Here is a 17,227-nt window from a genome sequence, read left to right as displayed (position 1 = left end):
GACGAGCAGACCCGCAATGTCCTCGATCGCTGGGAGTCGGTGCTGCAGCGCCTGGCCGCCGACCCGATGCTCCTGGCCCGCGAGCTCGACTGGGTCGCGAAACTGCGACTCCTCGAGGGTTACCGCGACCGCGACGGCCTGGATTGGGATTCTCCGCGGCTGCAGCTGGTCGACCTGCAGTACTCCGACATCCGTCCGGAGAAGGGCCTCTACTACCGGCTCGTCTCCCGTGGCGCGATGCAGACGCTGCTGCCGGACGGTGCCGCCGAGACGGCGATCTCCGCGCCCCCCGAGGACACCCGCGCCTACTTCCGCGGCGAGTGCCTGCGGCGTTACGGCCCGTCGGTGGCCGCCGCGTCGTGGGACTCGGTCATCTTCGACGTCGGGCGGGAGTCGCTGGTCCGCGTGCCGATGCTCGAGCCGTTGCGCGGCACCCGCGCGCACGTCGGCGAACTGCTCGACCGGTGCGCGACGGCCGGCGAGCTCGTTGCGGCCCTCAACGCTGCGCGCTGAGGCCGACTACGGACGGTGGAACCGGGCCCGGAACGCCTGGGGGCCCAGGCCGACGAGTTCGGTCGGTTCGATGGCCCGTGCGCTCGCGCTGCGCGGCAGATCGAGCAGCGGCCCGAGCTCGCCGAAGTAGGCACCCACGCCGATGTCCGTGAGCCGTTCCTCGGTCCCGTCGGCCAGCTCGCGGAAGATCCGCACGCAGCCGGAGCGCACGACGTAGACGACGTCGCTGCGGTCGCCCTGCCGGAACAGGAGCTCGCCCTCGTCGAGGTGCAGCTCGACGGGCTCGGCCGGCGGCTCGGCTCGGTGCTTCACCAGCTCCACCACCCGGTCGGCCAGCTGGGTGATCCTCGCGTCGTGGGTGGCCACGATGACCAGGCGCCCGGCCGCCGCGATGTCACGGATCAGCCGGAGGATGCCCTCGACCTGGACGCTGTCTAGATGCGCGGTCGGTTCGTCGGCGATGACCAGCGGCGGATCCTGGGCCAACGCGCGGGCGATCGCGACCCGCTGCTGCTGACCGCCCGACAGCTGGGCCGGCCGGTGATCGGCCCGGTCGGCCAGATCGACCTGTTCGAGCAACCCGCGTGCTTTTCCCCGGGCGAAGGACCGGCTGTTGCCGGCCAGGCGCAACGGGACCATGACGTTGCCCAGCGCGCTCAGGCTCGGGATCAGATTGAACGCCTGGAACACCACCCCGACGGTGTTGCGCCGGTAGTCCGACCGGGCCGTGCCGCGCAGCTCGGTGACCTCGGTGTCGTCGACCACGATCGACCCGGCGGTCGGGGTCAACAGGCCGGCCAGACAGGACAGCAGCGTGGTCTTCCCGCAGCCGGACGGGCCAAGCAGCACGACCAGCTGCCCGTCCTCGGCGGTGAACGACAGGTCCTCGAGCGGCCGCATCCGGTAGCCACCGGTGACGTACTCGACCGTGAGGTCGCGAACCGCGAGTCTCGTCATCCCCTCAGCCCCCGAACGCCGCCACCGGGTCGGCCCCGGTCGCGCGCCGCAGCGCGACCAGGCTGGCGACGAGCCCGACGACCACGGCCACGATCGGCAGCGTGCTGTAGGCGCTGGCCGGTACGGTCAGCGGCTGGCTGAAGATCCCGGTCATGAACGTCGAGATCCCGGTGCCCAGTGCGGCCGCCAGGAGGGTGACGATCACCGACTGCAGGCACAGGCTGCCGAACAGTGACAGCGACGACGACCCCAGCGCCTTCAGCACAGCGAAGTCGCGGACGCGCTGCAGTGCGGAGACGTAGATCAGCGCGGCAATAATGATCGCCGCGACGACCCACATCAGCGTCCGGGAGTTCTTGATCGAGGTGACGCCACCGGCCAGCGTCGCCAGGGTTTGGCTCTGCACCTGCCGGTTGGTCAGCACCTCGAGGCCGGGCGGAGCGGTGTGCAGCACGCCCTTGATGACCACGGCGGTGACGATCGACCGGCCGCCGAACAGTGCGGCCTGCGCGTCGCCCAGCGTCATGTAGGCCATCGGGATGCCCGCCGCGAGCGTGCGGTCGGTGACGATCCCGACGACCCGGAGTGCGACCCCACCGAGGCGGACCGTCGCACCGCGCGGGATGCCGGCGCGGCTGTCCACGACCACCTGACCTGGTGCGGTGACCGTCGACCCGTGGCCGACGACGGGAACGCCCAGACCGTGCGGTTCGACGCCCATGACGTTCACCGTCACCAGCCGCCGGTCGGCGTGGAAGACCTCCTGCGGCAGGAAGACCAAGCCGCTGGCCCGGGTTATTCCGGCCGAGGCCGCGACCTGCGCGACCGCGCCCTGGTCGAACGTGGCGACCGCGGTGATCCGCCCGTTCGACTGCTGGCTCAGCACCCAGCGGTCGGCGCCGACGGCATCCACCGTCCGGTTGATCTCGGAGCGGAAGCCCGCGGCGAGCCCGGACAGCAGGATCGCCATGGCCAGCACCACACCGGCGCCGACGACCGCGATGAGGAACTGGCGATACCGGTAGCGGAGATCGGCGAGCGTGATCGACACCATCGCGGGAGACCTCGTCCCTGGGCGCGGGCGCGCCTCGTCAACTTGGCGTCCGGAACTTACAGCGTGGCGAGTTCCCGGTCGACCCCAGCCGGGCGGTACCGCACAAGGCGGGCATCGTCAGCGCGATGACCCCGACGCCGGCATAAGCACTGTGACAAGGCCCGGGCGGCCTAGATCGTCGAGGTGGCCTTACGCTCACCAAGCAACAGCGCGATCGTCAGCTCGAGCCGGTCCGCCACGTCGTTGGCCGACGCGCGCCGGGTCACCCAGGCGACCAGGTTGGCGAGCCACACGTCGCTGATGACGCGGGAGATGGCCAGCTGCTGGTCACTCGGGTCGTCGTCGGTCAGCGCCCGCGCGAACATTCGGTCCATGAGCCGGCCGACCGTATCGACCTCGGCAGCCGCAGACGCGTCGGCGAACATGAACGCCCGGGTCATCGCCTCGGTCAGCTGCGGATCGCGCTGGAGGCCCTTGGTGATGCGGTCCAGGATGAACATCAACCGCTCGTAGGGCGTCTCGCCCGGCAGCGGGAGGCGTTCGGTCCGCTCGCGAACCCGCTCGAGCTCGCGGGCGAGGGCCGAGACGAGGAGGTGGATCTTCGAAGGGAAGTAGCGGTAGAGCGTTCCCAGCGCGACGTCGGCCCGTTCGGCGACCGCGCGCATCTGGACCGCGTCGTAGCCACCCTTGGACGCGAGGGCGAGCGTGGCGTCAAGGATCCGCTTGCGCCGGTCGCGCTGGGCCGACGAGCCGAGCTCGTCGGTCACGGGCGCCGGCCCGTTCGGAGCCTTCGCGCGCGGAGCCGCCATGGTCGTTTCCCTTGAAGTAGTAGTGAGCCGTTTTCGACCCTAGCATCGGTCATGCTGGCAAGAACATGTTTCAGAAGGATGACACGTCGGCCAGCAAGCGCCGTGTTCCCATCAGATAGAACACGTTCTAGAATCGACCCACGTCCGTCCGGCCCGCAGACCCAGGAGAGACATGCCCATATCCGTGACCGCCGATCAGCGCGCGTGGGCCGAGATGCTGTACGCGTGGGGCAAGCGCGGCCGGGCGGCGGACACGGTGCGGGCGATGGAGACCGAGCCCGACCGCTGGCGGGCCGGCTGGCCAGAGGTGGCCGCGCTCGGCGTGCTCGGCGCGGCCGCTCCCAAATCGAGCGGCGGCGCCGGCGGCTCCGTCACCGAGCTCGCGGTCGCCCTCGAGCAGTGCGCGGACGCCCTCGTGGGCGGCCCGCTGCTGCCCACCGTGCTGACCGGCCTGGTGCTCGGCGATTCTCCGCACGCGGCCGCACTGGTCTCCGGCGCTCGCACGGCCGGCGTCGTGCTCGAGCCGACCGAGCTCCGGCTCGAGGCGGACGACCGGCTGCACGGCACCGCGCGCCCGGGACTCGGGGTGCTGCCCGATGGGGTCGTCCTCGTCTCCGACGGAGAGGGAACGTGGTTCGTGGTCGACGGTGCGCAGGGCCAGGTCAAGACGCTCGACCTGCCCGCCGCTGATTTCTCCCGGACGGTCAGCGAGGTGCAGTTCGACGGCGCCGCGGCCGAACGGGTGCCGGACGGGACGGCCGAGCGCGTCCGCGACCTGGCCGCGACGCTGGCCGCGGCGGAGGCCGCAGGCGTGGCGGCCTGGTGCCTGCGGACGGCGGTCGCGCACGCCAAGCTGCGCGAGCAGTTCGGCAAGCCGATCGGCAGCTTCCAGGCCATCAAGCACCTGTGCGCCGAGATGCTCTGCCGCGCGGAGGTCGCGGCCGCCGTGGCGTGGGATGCCGCGGAGACCACTGACGACCCGCAGCAGCACGCCCTGGCTGCGGCGGTGGCGGCCGCCGTCGGGCTGGACGCCGCGGTCGACAACGCCAAGGACTGCATCCAGGTTCTGGGCGGCATCGGTTACACCTGGGAACACGATGCGCATCTCTACCTGCGCCGCGCCGTCGCCTTGCGGGCGTTCGTCGGTGGAACCGACCGCTGGCGCCGCCGGGTCGCCGAGCTCACCGCGGGCGGGTGCCGCCGACGCCTGCACGTCGAACTCGACGTCGAGGACCAACGCGCGGACGTGCGGCGGCAGGCCGAGACGCTGGCCGCCGAACCGGCCGGCGAGCGTCGGCGCGCCCTCGCCGAGTCGGGCTACCTGATGCCCCACTGGCCCCGGCCGCACGGGCTGGCGGCATCGCCGGCCCTGCAGCTGCTCATCGACGAGGAACTCGACCGCGCCGGCGTCGTCCGTCCCGATCTCGTGATCGCCGGCTGGGCCGTGCCCACCATCCTCAAGCACGGGTCGCCCGAACAGATCGAGCGCTTCGCCGCGCCCACCCTGCGCGGCGAACTCGTCTGGTGCCAGCTGTTCAGCGAACCCGGCGCCGGCTCGGACCTCGCCTCCCTGCGGACCCGGGCCGTCCGCGTTGACGGGGGCTGGCGGCTGTCCGGGCAGAAGGTGTGGACCTCGGTCGCCGACCGGGCCGACTGGGGAATCTGCCTGGCCCGCACCGATCCCGACGCGCCGAAGCACAAGGGAATCACCTACTTCGTCGTGGACATGAAGTCAGCCGGACTGGACATCCGGCCGCTGCGCGAGATCACCGGCGAAGCACTGTTCAACGAGATCTTCCTCGACGACGTCTTCGTTGCGGACGAGCTGGTGGTCGGCGAGGTCAACGGCGGTTGGCCGCTGGCCCGCACGACGCTGTCGCACGAGCGGGTTGCGATGGGAGGCGGCTCGAGCATCGGCGATGCGGTCGAGCGGCTCGTCGCGCACAGCGCGGAGACCGGATCCATCGACGATCCGATGATCGCGACGCGCCTCGGGGCGCTCGTCGGGGCCGGGCTCGCCGGTTCGCTGCTCGACCTGCGGACGACCCTGCTGCGCCTCGGTGGGCAGAGCGACGAAGCCGGCTCGAGCGTGCGCAAGCTGATCGGGGTGCGGCACCGGCAGGCGGTGGCCGAGGCGGCTCTGGATCTCATCGGCGCCGACGGCCTCATCGCCGGCGAGCCACTGCACAACTTCCTGATGACCCGCTGCCTGACGATCGCCGGGGGAACGACGCAGGTGCTGCTCACCCTGGCCGGCGAGCGGATCCTCGGCCTGCCCCGCGGTTAGGCGGGCACCTTCCCCGCGGCTCGCTCGTCCCGTGTCGCGTGGCACCACTCCAGGAAGCGGGCGACGCCGCGGAGGACGCCGGCGCTGCGCAGCGACGGGAAGATGTCGAAGGCATGCTGGGCGCCGGCGATCTCGGCATATGCGACCGGGTTCTTCGCCGTGTCGCGCAGGCGAGCGACGAACTCCCGCGCTTCGCGCACCGGCACGAGCGTGTCGTTGCGCCCGTGCACGACCAGGAACGGCGGCGCCTCGGGGGTGATCCGGAACAGGGGGGATGCGGCGCGAAAGTCGTCGGGATACTTCGCGTCCCGCGGCATCACCATCGGGCGAAGCAGGCTGTTCATCCGCTGCCGCGCGTACCGGGTGCCGCTCTCGTCGGTGAAGTCGTAGACGCCGTAGTGCGGGACGCAGGCCTGAACCGCGGTGTCGACCTCCTCGAAGCCGGGCTGCAAGGACTTGTCCTCGCCGGTGAGCCCGACCATCGCGGCCAGGTGGCCGCCGGCCGAGCCACCCGTTACGGCGACGAACGACGGGTCGGCGCCGTACTCGGCCCCGTGCTCGCGGATCCACCGCATCGCCTGCTTGACGGCGATGAGGTGCTCGGGCCACCGCGCGCGGGGAGAGAGCGGGTAGTTGACGGCGACGCAGACCCAACCGCGTGCCGCCATGTGCAGCATGAGGGGAATGCCCTGCTGGTCCTTGTTGCCGATGATCCACGCGCCGCCGTGCACCTGCAGCAGGACCGGGGCGCCGGCGGGCTGGTCGCGGTGGTGGAAGACGTCGAGCTCGAACCGACGACCACCGGGCGCGTAGGGCAACCGGCGCCGGCGGGTGACGTCCACGTTGCGCATCCGGAACGGCATCGCCAGCGAGGGCCAGGGCGCCGACACGTCGTCGGGCATGGGGTCGCGGGCGATGACTTCGCGGTAGTCGCTGCCGAGCGCCTCGACGAGGGCGTCCTCGATCTGGTCGGCCGCCCGCTTCCCCCCGCCGATCAGCGCCGCGTACGCCGCGATGTTCCCCAGCGCGGCGACCACGCCGAGGGCGTCGCGGCGGGACTGCACGCCGTGGCGGGCGACGTGCTGCGCGGTGTCGGCCGCAGTCAGGGCGAGCAGGTGCGGCGCCAGTTCGGCCGTGAGCCAGCCGCTGAAGAACGCGGGGACGCTCGCGGGCGCGTTCTTCACCGGGCGCAGCGCGTTGGCGGCGAAGCCGAGCTGGACGAGCTCGCGCGTGAGGAACCGGTCACTCATAGCCGTCATCCTATGCAGAAAACTAGAACGTGTTCTATCATTCCAAAGGTGGACCGACTGCGCGGGCTCGACGCGAGCTTCCTGTACTTCGAGAGCAACACGATGCTCATGCACGTGTGCGGCCTCCTGGTCCTCGACCAGTCCACCATGCCCGACGGCTACGAGTTCAGCCGCCTCAGGGACCACCTCAAGGAGCGGGTCGGCGGCAATCCCGCCTTCCGCCGCAAGGTCCACAACCCGGTGCTGAACCTCGACCACCCGGTCTGGGTCGACGACGAGCAGTTCGACATCGAGCATCACGTCCGGCGGGTCATCGTCCCCGCGCCGGGCGACCGCGAGCAGGTCGCGGCCGTGTGCGGCGACCTTGCCTCGCACCCGCTCGACCGCAACCGTCCGCTCTGGGAGATGTGGGTCCTCGAAGGGCTCGAGGACGGCTCGATCGGTGTGATGACGAAGATGCATCACGCGACGGTGGACGGCGTCTCCGGCGCCAGCCTCATCTCGGAACTGTGCAGCCTGGAACCAGGAGCGCCACCCATCGCGGCGGGCGCCCCGAAACCGGCGGCGCCGGCGCGGCCCCGTGACGCCCGCATCGTGGTCGACGGTGCGCTGCGGCTGGCCACCCGCCCGGTCAAGTTCGCCCGCCTGCTTCCGCCCACGCTGGGCGTCCTGCCCGAGTGGATTCAGCGCTCCAGCCGGGGCAAGGCCATGCCGGCCCCGTTTACTGCGCCGCGCACGTCGTTCAACGGCACGATCACCGGTCACCGGGCGGTCGCGTTCACCCGGATGGACCTCGCCGACGTCAAGGAGGTCAAGAACGCCTTCGGGTGCACGGTCAACGACGTCGTGCTGACCATGTGCTCAGGCGCGCTGCGCCAGTACCTCGCCGACCGCGACGAGCTGCCCGACAGTTCGCTCGTCGCCATGGTACCGGTGTCGGTGCACGGCAAGACCAAGGCCGAGGGCACGAACAAGGTGTCGGGCATGTTCGCCTCGCTGGCCAGTGACATCGCCGACGCCGTCGAGCGCCTAGCCTCGATCGCCGAGCAGAACCTCGTGGCGAAGGATCATCACAAGACGCTCAGCGCGTCGCTGTTGCAGGACTGGGCGCAGTTCGCGGCGCCGAACACCTTTGCCCTCGCCGTCCGCGTCTACTCCAAGTTGCGGCTGGCCGAGCGCCATCCGGTGATCCACAACCTGGTCATTTCGAACGTACCCGGGCCGCCGATGCCCATCTACTTCATGGGCGGGCGGGTCACCGGGTTCTTCCCGTTCGGCCCGGTGTTCGACGGAGCCGGCCTCAACGTCACCGTGCTTTCCAACGACGGACACCTGGACGTCGGGCTGATCGCCTGTCGCGAGCTCGCCCCCGAGCTGTGGGATCTGGCCGACAACCTGCCGATCGCGCTGGACGAGCTGCTCAGCGCGGCGCGGAAGAAGACGGCGCCCGCGAAATTCGGCCCGTCACCGAAGCAGCGGCAGCCAGCATCGCCGGCCTGAACTTCTCCGCACCCAGCACGCACGCGGCGTGCCCGGCCTCGACCTCGTAGACCGTCGCACCCCCAATCGCTCGGGCGAGCTCTCGTTGCCGGGCCGGCGGCACCAGATGGTCCTTCGTTGTGACGACGACGGCGGCCGGAACGTCGACCTCGCCGATCCACGGCCGCGAGTCGAACTGGGCGAGCACGGTGCCGGCGGCCGTGACCTCGCGTCCCGTCGTGGCTCGGAACTGCCGCCAGGCCCATCGGTCGTCGGCCGTCTGGTCGAGTACCTCCACGGCCAGGCGCTGCTGGCGAGTGGCTGCCGCGGCGATGCGCGCGCCGGCGCGGCGGACCGTGTCGGCCCGGCGAGGTGACGCGGCGAAGTGGGTGGTGCCGGCGCAGAGCACGAGGCCGGCGACCCGGCCGGGGTGACGGTGCCACGTGACCTGCGAGACGAGCGTCCCCATCGAGTAGCCGGCGCAGACGAAGGTGCTGATGCCCAGCGCGTCGGCGACCGCCGCCACGTCGTCGGCGCAGTCGTCCAGGGTGAACGGGCCGCCGCGGACACCCTGGCCGTGCGAGCGCTGGTCGAAGATCACGACGCGGTAGCGGCGGCGCAGCGCGTCCAGGCACGGGTACCAGGTGAGCAGGCCCGTGCAGGCCAGGGCGTGCAGCAGCATGATCGTCGGCGCCTCACCACCGCGGGCGGATGGCACCGGGCCGGTGTCGACGACATAGGTGCGCCCGCGCCCGGGCAGGTCCACCATCCGTCCGGCCGGGATGTCGGGCACGGCCGGCATGCGCACCAGGCGACCCGCCGCGGCCAGGCCGAACCCGCCCAACCGAGCTTGCCGAATGCGCTGCACAGCCCGATACTAGAACACGTTCTATCCGGACTCGAGGAGCGGCGTGGACTTCAGACTCGACGAGAACCAGCGCGCCGTCGCCGAGCTCGCGGCGAGTGTGTTGCGTGGCGAGCCGGACGACGGCCGGGTGCTGTCCGCTCTGGCTGGCGAGTCGGGTTACGACGAGGCGGCGTGGAAGGCGATGGGGCAGGCCGGGCTGCTCGCCCTCTCGCTCCCCGAGTCGGTCGGTGGCGACGGATTGGGCGCGGTGGAGACCGGCCTGGTGTTGACCGAGGTCGGGCGGCAGGTCCTGCCCTTGCCCGCACTGGCGACACTGGCGCTCGGCGTCCTGCCGGTCGCCGCATTCGGCACCGCCGATCAGCAGCGGTGGGTGTTGGCCGAGGTGGCCCACGGCCGGGTGCTGACCGCCTGCCTGCGCGACGCGCCCGGCCACCCAGTTCGACATGACGGGCACACGGTCACGGGCGCGCGGGTCGGCGTCTCGTTCGCGGCCCAGGCCTACCGCGTGCTCGTCCCGACCGACAGCGGCACGGCGCTCGTCGACCCGCACGGCGGCGGTGTCACGCTGATCCGTACGCCGAGCTCGACCGGCGCGCCGGAGTACACGGTGCGCTTCGACGCTGCGCCGGTCGAATCAGTCCTCGCCGCGGGCCCGCAGGAGGTGGACCGGTTCGCCGTGGCCGGTGCCGCGGCCGTAGCCGACGGTGTCATCGCCGGGGCGCTGCAGCTGACCGCCGACCACCTGCGCACGCGCGAGCAGTTCGGCCGCCCCCTGGCGACGTTCCAGGCGGTCGCCCAGCAGGTCGCCGACGTGTACGTCGTCGCCCGCACCGTCCACCTGGCCGCCGTGTCCGGGGCGTGGCGGCTGTCCTCAGGGCTGGACGCCGACGACGACCTCGCCGTCGCGGCGTACTGGCTGGCCGCCGAGCTGCCCAGGGCGTTACAGGTCTGCCATCACCTGCACGGCGGCCTCGGCGTCGACATCACCTATCCGCTGCACCGCTACTACTCGCAGGCGAAGGACCTCGCCCGCTTCGTCGGCGGCGCGGCCGCCCGCCTCGATCGGCTGGCCGTCTGATGCACCTGGAACTCACCGACGAGCAGGCCGCGCTGCAGCGCACGCTGCGCGAGTACTTCACGAACCTGGTGACGCCGGCCGAGGCCGAATCGATGCTGATCACCCGCCACGGCGACCTCTACCGCGACGTCGTCAAGCGGATGGGCCGCGACGGCTGGCTGGGCGTCGGCTGGCCGAAGCAGTACGGCGGGCACGGGTTCGGGCAGATCGAGCAGCAGATCTTCGTCAACGAGGCGGCCCGGCGCGACATCCCGCTGCCGTACGTGACACTGCAGACGGTCGGCCCCGTGCTGCAGGTGCACGGCACCCAGGCCCAGAAGGACTTCTTCCTGCCCAAGATCCTGACCGGCGATCTCCACTTCGCCATCGGCTATACCGAGCCGGAGGCCGGCACTGACCTCGCGTCGCTGAAGACGACGGCGGTGCGCGACGGCGACTCCTACGTCGTCAACGGGCAGAAGGTCTTCACCACCGGCGGCCACGACGCCGACTACGTGTGGCTGGCCTGCCGCACCGACCCGGCGGCGCCGAAACACAAAGGCATCTCGATCCTCATCGTCGACACCCGTGACCCCGGGTTCTCGTGGACGCCCACTGTCACCGCCGACGGCGCCCACCACACGAACACCACGTACTACTCCGACGTCCGGGTGCCGGTGGACATGTTGGTCGGCGTCGAGAACGAGGGCTGGCGGCTGATCACCTCGCAGCTGAACCACGAACGCGTGATGCTCGGACCGGCCGGCAAGCTGGCCGGCCTGTACGAACGGGTGCGTGAGTGGGCCGCCCGGCCGGGCCCCGGCGGCAGCGCACCGCTCGACGCACCGGACGTCCGCCGCGCGCTCGCCGAGACCCGGGCGATCACGCGCATCAACGAGCTGCTGAACTGGCAGGTCGCCGCGCGAGAGGGCGATGTCGACGTGGCCGACGCGTCGGCGACGAAGGTGTTCGCATCCGAGCGCGCGCAACACGTTTTCCGCCTGCTCGAGGAGGTGGTGGGCCGGCACGGCGATCCCGCCGATCCGGATACCGCCGCGCTGCTGCGCTGGCTCGACGTGCAGGCCAAGCGGGCCCTGGTCATCACCTTCGGTGGCGGCGTCAACGAGATTCAGCGCGAGTTGATCGCGCAGTTCGGCCTGAAGCTGCCCAGGGTGCCCCGTTGAGCGACATCCTGGCCGGGGCGTCGGAGGTCAAGGCAGCGGGGGCGTCGGCACCGCGGGCCGGCCGCGACCCGGTGAACCAGCCGATGATCAACAACTGGGTCGAGGCGCTCGGCGACGCCAATCCGATCTACGTCGACGAGGACGCCGCACGCGCCGCGGGCCACCCCGGCATCGTCGCCCCACCGGCGATGATCCAGGTCTGGACGATGGGTGGCCTGCACGCGTCGCGCACCGGTGACGACCCGCTCGGCCGGATGATGAACCTGCTCGACGACGCCGGTTTCACGTCCGTGGTCGCCACCAACTGCGAACAGACCTACCACCGCTACCTGCAGCCGGGGGAGCAGGTCTCGGTGCGGACGACGCTCGACGACGTACGCGGACCGAAGACGACCGCCCTCGGCGAGGGCTGGTTCGTCACGACCCTCAACACCTGGTACGTCGGCGACGAGCCGGTCGCCGAGATGCTGTTCCGGGTGCTGAAGTTCCGCCCGCCGGCGCCGGTTGCGGAGCGCTCGGACGTCCTCCGCCCGGCGATCAGCCAGGACACCGCCTTCTTCTGGGAAGGGACGTCGGCGGGCGAATTGCGCATCCAGCACTGCCCGACGTGCGGGCGGCTGCGGCACCCGCCGGGCCCGATGTGCCCGTCGTGCGGCGCGGAGAAGCAGGACTGGGTGGTGGCGGGCGGGCGCGGCACGGTCTTCAGCTACGTCGTCCACCACCACCCGAAGGTGCCGGGCAAGCAACCGCCGTTCGTGGTCGCGCTGGTGGAGCTCGACGAGGGCGTCCGGATGCTCGGGGAGCTCATCGACGTCGACCCGGCGTCGGTGTCCGTCGGCCTGCCCGTGCAGGTCGCGCTCACGAAGATCGACGACGAACTGACCCTGCCGTTCTGGAGGCCCGCACCATGACCGCTGTCGGCGAGCAGTTGCCCCCGCTGGAGATCTCGGCCACGCCCACGTTCGTCGTGTCCACCGCAATTGCCACCCGCGACTTCCAGGACGTGCACCACGACCGGGACGCAGCGCTGGCCCGCGGCAGCAAGGACATCTTCCTGAACATCCTCACCGACACCGGCCTGGTCCAGCGGTACGTGACCGACTGGGCCGGACCGCAGGCGCGGGTGAAGAACATCGCCATCCGGCTGGGGGTGCCGGCGTACGCCTATGACACCCTGCAGTTCAGCGGTTCGGTCACGGCCGTGGATGGCGCCGACGTCACCGTCGCGGTCGTCGGCCGCGGCCAGCTCGGCGACCACGTCGTGGGCACCGTCACGGTGACGCTGTGACGCCGCGCGCCGGCGGGACGCTCAGCGGCAAGGCGGCGATCGTCGGTGTCGGCGCGACTGAGTTCTCCAAGGACTCCGGACGCTCGGAGCTGCGACTGGCGGCCGAGGCCGTGCGCACCGCCATCGCCGACGCCGGCTTGACGCCCAACGACGTGGACGGACTCGTGACCTTCACCCAGGACACCAACACCGAAGCCGCGGTCGCCCGCGAGGTCGGTATCCCGTCCCTGTCGTTCTTCAGCCGGATCCACTACGGCGGCGGCGCGGCCTGCGCCACCGTCCAGCAGGCGGCCATGGCCGTTGCCACCGGCGTGGCCGACGTCGTCGTCTGCTACCGGGCGTTCAACGAGCGCTCCGGGCAACGCTTCGGCCAGGTGCAGACCGGTCTGGCCGGAGCCCCGACCTCGGCCGGGGTGGACAACTCGTGGTCGTATCCCATGGGCCTGAGCACGCCGGCCGGGTGGGTCGCGATGATCGCCCAGCGCTACATGCACGTCTACGGCGCGACGAGCGAGGACTTCGGCCGCGTCGCGGTGGCCGACCGCAAGCACGCGGCGGCGAACCCGAAAGCGTTCTTCCACGGAAGGCCGATCACGCTCGAGGAGCATCAGGCATCGCGGTGGATCGTCGAGCCACTGCACCTGCTCGACTGCTGCCAGGAGAGCGACGGCGGTGTCGCAGTGGTGGTCACGTCGGTCGAGCGGGCCCGCGATCTGCCCCATCCGCCGGTCGTCGTCCGCGCCGCCGCGCAGGGCAGCGGCGCCGACCAGTTCACGATGACCTCCTACTACCGCGACGGCCTGACCGGGCTGCCGGAGATGGGGATCGTCGGCGAGCAGTTGTGGCGCCAGGCGGGCCTCGCGCCGGAGGACGTCGACGTCGCCGTGCTGTACGACCACTTCACGCCGTTCGTGCTGATCCAGCTCGAGGAACTCGGCTTCTGCCCGCGCGGCGAAGCGCGGCACTTCATCGCCGACGGCGCACTCGAACTGGGCGGGCGGCTGCCGTTGAATCCGCACGGCGGGCAGCTGGGAGAGGCCTACATCCACGGCATGAACGGGATCGCCGAGGGCGCCCGCCAGGTCCGCGGCACGGCCGTGAACCAGGTCGAGGACGTCGAACACGTGCTCGTCACGGCCGGCACCGGCGTCCCGACGTCCGGCCTGGTGCTGGGCACGGCCGGCTGAACGCCGACCGACGCTGCATCGAAGCGCACATCCCGGTCGCGCCTTCCGCAACGCGGGGCCGCCATCCGGTGTCATGTACGCATGACCGACCGTCCGCCGACCGAGCAGCGGCGCTGGTCGGGGCTGGACGGCCTGCGGGCGCTCGCGGTCGTCGCTGTGGCCGCGTTCCACTTCGCACCCGGCGTGGTATCCGGCGGGTTCCTCGGCGTGGACGTCTTCTTCGTGCTCAGCGGTTACTTGATCACCCGGATGATCACCACCGAGTACCTGCGCACGGGGGAGTTGCGGTTCGGCAGCTTCTACCGGCGCCGCGCGCGGCGCCTGCTACCCGGGCTGGCCGTCGCGCTGGTGTCTGTCCTCGCCGCGGCCGCGTCCTGGCGTGATCAGCTGGGCACGGTCCGCGCGGCCACCGCGGCCGCGGCCGGCTACGTCAGCAATTGGTGGCTCTCCTTCGTCCACCAGTCCTACTTCGTCTCGGTCGGCCGACCGAGCATGCTGCAGCACCTGTGGTCCCTGGCGGTCGAGGAGCAGTTCTACCTGCTCTGGCCGTTGATCGCCGTCACCGTCCTCGGCCTCGCCGGGCGCATCCGCGGTTCCGCTGCCACACCAGAACTCCGAGCCCGCTGGCTGGCGCTCACCGCCCTCGCGCTCGCCCTCGGCTCGGCGGGCGAGATGACGGTACTGGCGATTGTCCGGGACGTGCCCTATGGCGCCGACGCGACCCGGCTGTACTACGGCACCGACACGCACAGCATGGGCCTGCTGCTGGGCGCCGGTCTGGGCGCGCTCGCCGCAGCGCGGGTGCGCCCGCGGCCGGGACCCGGCGGCCGCCCGCGCCGCCGGTTGGTGGGGCTGACCGACGTCCTCGCCACCGGCTCGCTCGTCGCGCTCGCAGTCGCCGTCGGCACGGTGCCGGAGTCGAGCCGCGCGCTGTACCGCGGCGGGTTTCTGGCCGTGGCGGCACTGGCCGCGATCCTGGTGGCCGGAGTCGCGCGTCCGGCCAGCCGGCTCGGCGCGGCGCTGGACCGCCGAGCTTTGCGCTGGCTGGCCGCTCGCTCGTATGCCATCTACCTCTGGCACTGGCCGGTCGCCGTCGTCACCCGCCCCGGCGTGGACGTGCACTGGCCGGCGCCCGTCGTACTGCTCGTGCGCATCGGCGCCACGATGCTGCTCGCCGACCTGACCCACCGGTTCGTCGAGGCGCCGATCCGGACGCTGGGCCTGAAGTCCAGCGTGCGCCGGGGCGTCCGACGGCTGTCCCGGGTCGTGGCCGGCCAAGCGCCGGTCGGTGCCCGGCTCGCCACCGCCATGTTGGTCATGGTCCTGCTGCTGGCGGGCGCAGTGATCGCCTCGGGCCCGAAGCCGACCCTATCTCCCGGTCAGCGGGCCGTGGCCGCGGCGCACGGTGGGCGGCGACTCCCCATCGGCCCGGCCGTCTCTCCGCTACCCCTACCCGACCCGACGCTGCCGCGGACGAGTTCGCCACTGGACGACGCGTCGGCGCCCCGGCCGACCAGCACGCCGTCACCGGTCGCCGCGACCCACCCCGTCGCCCGGCTGCCTGCCATCAGCGCATTCGGCGACTCGGTGATGCTGGGCGCCCGGACGGCACTCGATCAGCACTTCCCAGGCGGCACGCTCAACGCCGTCGAGGGACGCCAGGCCGACCCCATTCTGCGCGACATCGAGAACGACGCCGCGGCGGGTCGCCTGAACCCGCTGGTGATCATCGGCGTCGGCGACAACGGCTACATCAACGCAGCCACCCTGCGCCACGCCCTGGGCTGCCTGGGCAAGGTCGAGCGGGTCATCGTCGTCAACAACCGGGTCGGGCGCGAGTGGCAGAACGCGAACAACCGGATCATCGCCCGCGTCGTACCGAAATTCGGCAACGCCACGATCCTCGACTGGCACGCGGCGTCTGCGAAGCACCCGTCCTGGTTCTACGACGACGGCATCCACCTGACCCGACGCGGTGCCGCCGCCTACTCAGCACTGATCGCCGGCGCGGCGCGTCGGCCGCTGTGAGCGACGCTTGCGGAGCGAACGAACGGCATGGTGCTTCGGCGAGCCGAACGGAGTGAGGCGGTAGGTTCCGTGCCGGTCAGGCCGCGACGAGCGAGCCGGGCTGCATCGCCTGCAGCTTGGCCGAGAGCCGGTCGAGGTAGCCGTCGATCTCCGACTCCGACCGGTCGGGCAGCCCGTACAGGACGTCGGTCACCCCACCCGCGGCCCAGCCGGCGAGCCGGTCGGCGTCGGGCTTGCCGTCGAGCGCGACGACGCGGGGCGCCCCGTTACGGCCCGCGGCACGCCAGATGTCGGTCAACCGGCCGACCGCGGCGACGATCTCGTCGTCGCGCGGCGTGGTGATCCAGCCCTGCGCGTTGGCCGCGATCCACTCGAAGGTCTTGTCGGTGCCGCCCGCGCCGATCAGCAGCGGGATGTCGCCGCGCACCGGCTTGGGCCAGGCCCAGCTCGGCCCGAAGCGGACGAACTCGCCGATGTACTCGGCCTGCTCCTGCGACCACAGGGCCCGCATCGCTTCGACGTACTCGCGCAGGATCGTGCGCCGCTTGCCCGGGACGACGCCGTGGTCGGTCAGCTCATCGGTGTTCCAGCCGAACCCGGCGCCCAAGGTGACCCGGCCGCCGGACAGGTGATCCAGCGTGGCGATCGTCTTGGCCAGCGAGATCGGGTCGTGCTCGACGGGCAGGGCGACCGCAGTGGCGAGCTCGATGCGCGAGGTGACGGCGGCGGCGCCGGCCAGCGAGACCCAGGGGTCGAGGGTGCGCATGTACCGGTCGTCGGGCAGCGCGCCGTCCGGCGTGCCCGGGTGCGGCGCCTCCCGCTTGACCGGGATGTGCGTGTGCTCCGGCACGTAGAACGAGTGGAACCCGTGCGCCTCGGCCGCCTGGGCCGCCCGGGCGGGCGCGATGCCGCGGTCGCTGGTGAAGAGGACGATTCCGAAACGCATGTCAGCAGACTAGAACGTGTTCCAATTTCTGCCAACCGGCGACTCAGGCGCGGGCGAAGCGTTTCTCGCTGCGGGCCTTCGCCTTGATCGCCTCTTCCTCTCGGTTCTTCGGCGGAGCCGTCGTCACCATCGCCTCGAGCAGATGTCGAGTGATGTGGGCGATTTCGTGCACGGCCTCCTCGAAGGCGGCCTGGTTGGCCGCCGAGGGCTTGGTCGTTCCGCTCACCTTGCGGACGTACTGCAACGCGGCAGCGTGGACCTCGTCGTGCGTGGCCGGCGGGTCGAAGTTGTGCAGGGTTCTGATATTGCGGCACATGCCA

16 protein-coding genes are annotated in these 17,227 nt (G+C 71.5%); 9 read left to right on the top strand and 7 right to left on the bottom strand.

The window, feature by feature from the left end; genetic code table 11:
- On the top strand, nucleotides 1-513 hold a 513-nt coding region (locus ABR571_RS11015), incomplete at its 5' end, for a proteasome accessory factor PafA2 family protein (RefSeq protein ID WP_409453247.1).
- A 6-nt stretch (nucleotides 514-519) separates the two neighbouring features.
- On the opposite strand, the gene ABR571_RS11010 is transcribed toward ABR571_RS11015, so the two are convergent.
- From ABR571_RS11010 to kstR, 3 genes are all read right to left on the bottom strand, one after another.
- The gene (locus ABR571_RS11010) at nucleotides 520-1,470 is read right to left on the bottom strand and encodes an ATP-binding cassette domain-containing protein (protein ID WP_409453246.1); all 951 of its coding nucleotides are present in this window, start codon (nucleotides 1,468-1,470) and stop codon (nucleotides 520-522) included.
- A 4-nt stretch (nucleotides 1,471-1,474) separates the two neighbouring features.
- The gene (locus ABR571_RS11005) at nucleotides 1,475-2,524 is read right to left on the bottom strand and encodes an ABC transporter permease (protein WP_409453245.1); all 1,050 of its coding nucleotides are present in this window, start codon (nucleotides 2,522-2,524) and stop codon (nucleotides 1,475-1,477) included.
- Between the two features lie 170 nt (nucleotides 2,525-2,694).
- A complete protein-coding gene (gene kstR / locus ABR571_RS11000; RefSeq protein ID WP_409453244.1) occupies nucleotides 2,695-3,333 on the bottom strand; it encodes a cholesterol catabolism transcriptional regulator KstR in 639 nt (212 codons plus the stop codon).
- Nucleotides 3,334-3,505: 172 nt separating this feature from the next.
- Between kstR and ABR571_RS10995 the strand changes: the two genes are divergently transcribed.
- Nucleotides 3,506-5,620, top strand: a complete 2,115-nt coding sequence (locus ABR571_RS10995) for an acyl-CoA dehydrogenase family protein (RefSeq protein WP_409453243.1) — start codon at nucleotides 3,506-3,508, stop codon at nucleotides 5,618-5,620.
- On the opposite strand, the gene ABR571_RS10990 is transcribed toward ABR571_RS10995, so the two are convergent.
- A complete protein-coding gene (locus ABR571_RS10990; RefSeq protein ID WP_409453242.1) occupies nucleotides 5,617-6,870 on the bottom strand; it encodes an alpha/beta hydrolase in 1,254 nt (417 codons plus the stop codon). The genes ABR571_RS10995 and ABR571_RS10990 overlap by 4 nt on opposite strands.
- 48 nt (nucleotides 6,871-6,918) lie before the next feature.
- Between ABR571_RS10990 and ABR571_RS10985 the strand changes: the two genes are divergently transcribed.
- Nucleotides 6,919-8,370, top strand: a complete 1,452-nt coding sequence (locus ABR571_RS10985) for a WS/DGAT/MGAT family O-acyltransferase (protein WP_409453241.1) — start codon at nucleotides 6,919-6,921, stop codon at nucleotides 8,368-8,370.
- Here ABR571_RS10985 and ABR571_RS10980 read toward each other — a convergent pair.
- Nucleotides 8,291-9,217, bottom strand: coding sequence for an alpha/beta fold hydrolase (locus ABR571_RS10980; RefSeq protein ID WP_409453240.1), 927 nt, complete (start codon nucleotides 9,215-9,217; stop codon nucleotides 8,291-8,293). The two genes, ABR571_RS10985 and ABR571_RS10980, sit on opposite strands and share 80 nt — an antisense overlap.
- Before the next feature lie 43 nt (nucleotides 9,218-9,260).
- Here ABR571_RS10980 and ABR571_RS10975 point away from each other — a divergent pair, with 43 nt between their 5' ends.
- The 6 genes from ABR571_RS10975 to ABR571_RS10950 all read left to right on the top strand — a co-directional run bounded on the left by ABR571_RS10975 (nucleotide 9,261) and on the right by ABR571_RS10950 (nucleotide 15,961).
- Entirely contained in the window at nucleotides 9,261-10,295 is a 1,035-nt protein-coding gene (locus ABR571_RS10975) for an acyl-CoA dehydrogenase family protein (protein ID WP_409453239.1), read from the top strand.
- On the top strand, nucleotides 10,295-11,458 hold the full coding sequence (locus tag ABR571_RS10970) for an acyl-CoA dehydrogenase family protein (protein WP_409453238.1): 1,164 nt from the start codon (nucleotides 10,295-10,297) through the stop codon (nucleotides 11,456-11,458). Before ABR571_RS10975 ends, ABR571_RS10970 begins: the two co-directional genes overlap by 1 nt.
- Complete coding sequence (locus tag ABR571_RS10965) at nucleotides 11,455-12,369, top strand: bifunctional MaoC family dehydratase N-terminal/OB-fold nucleic acid binding domain-containing protein (RefSeq protein WP_409453237.1); 915 nt, start codon at nucleotides 11,455-11,457, stop codon at nucleotides 12,367-12,369. Before ABR571_RS10970 ends, ABR571_RS10965 begins: the two co-directional genes overlap by 4 nt.
- Nucleotides 12,366-12,746 carry a MaoC family dehydratase gene (locus tag ABR571_RS10960; protein ID WP_409453236.1) on the top strand — a complete coding sequence of 127 codons (381 nt, stop codon included), beginning with the start codon at nucleotides 12,366-12,368 and terminating at the stop codon, nucleotides 12,744-12,746. Before ABR571_RS10965 ends, ABR571_RS10960 begins: the two co-directional genes overlap by 4 nt.
- Nucleotides 12,743-13,933 (top strand): lipid-transfer protein, encoded by a 1,191-nt coding sequence (locus ABR571_RS10955; protein WP_409453235.1) that lies wholly within the window; start codon nucleotides 12,743-12,745, stop codon nucleotides 13,931-13,933. The genes ABR571_RS10960 and ABR571_RS10955 overlap by 4 nt, the downstream gene beginning before the upstream one ends.
- A gap of 81 nt (nucleotides 13,934-14,014) precedes the next feature.
- Nucleotides 14,015-15,961: an acyltransferase family protein gene (locus tag ABR571_RS10950; protein ID WP_409453234.1), complete on the top strand. Its 1,947-nt coding sequence runs from the start codon at nucleotides 14,015-14,017 to the stop codon at nucleotides 15,959-15,961.
- 76 nt (nucleotides 15,962-16,037) lie between these two features.
- On the opposite strand, the gene ABR571_RS10945 is transcribed toward ABR571_RS10950, so the two are convergent.
- On the bottom strand, nucleotides 16,038-16,907 hold the full coding sequence (locus ABR571_RS10945) for an LLM class F420-dependent oxidoreductase (protein ID WP_409453233.1): 870 nt from the start codon (nucleotides 16,905-16,907) through the stop codon (nucleotides 16,038-16,040).
- A 43-nt stretch (nucleotides 16,908-16,950) separates the two neighbouring features.
- Nucleotides 16,951-17,223, bottom strand: a complete 273-nt coding sequence (locus tag ABR571_RS10940) for a DUF2277 domain-containing protein (RefSeq protein ID WP_409453232.1) — start codon at nucleotides 17,221-17,223, stop codon at nucleotides 16,951-16,953.
- Nucleotides 17,224-17,227: the final 4 nt, after the last annotated feature.

It is taken from the genome of Jatrophihabitans sp. (assembly GCF_046262535.1).
Classification (GTDB): domain Bacteria; phylum Actinomycetota; class Actinomycetes; order Mycobacteriales; family Jatrophihabitantaceae; genus Jatrophihabitans.
Note: the sequence above shows the minus strand (reverse complement) of the source record. Positions and strands in the feature narration are given on the sequence as shown.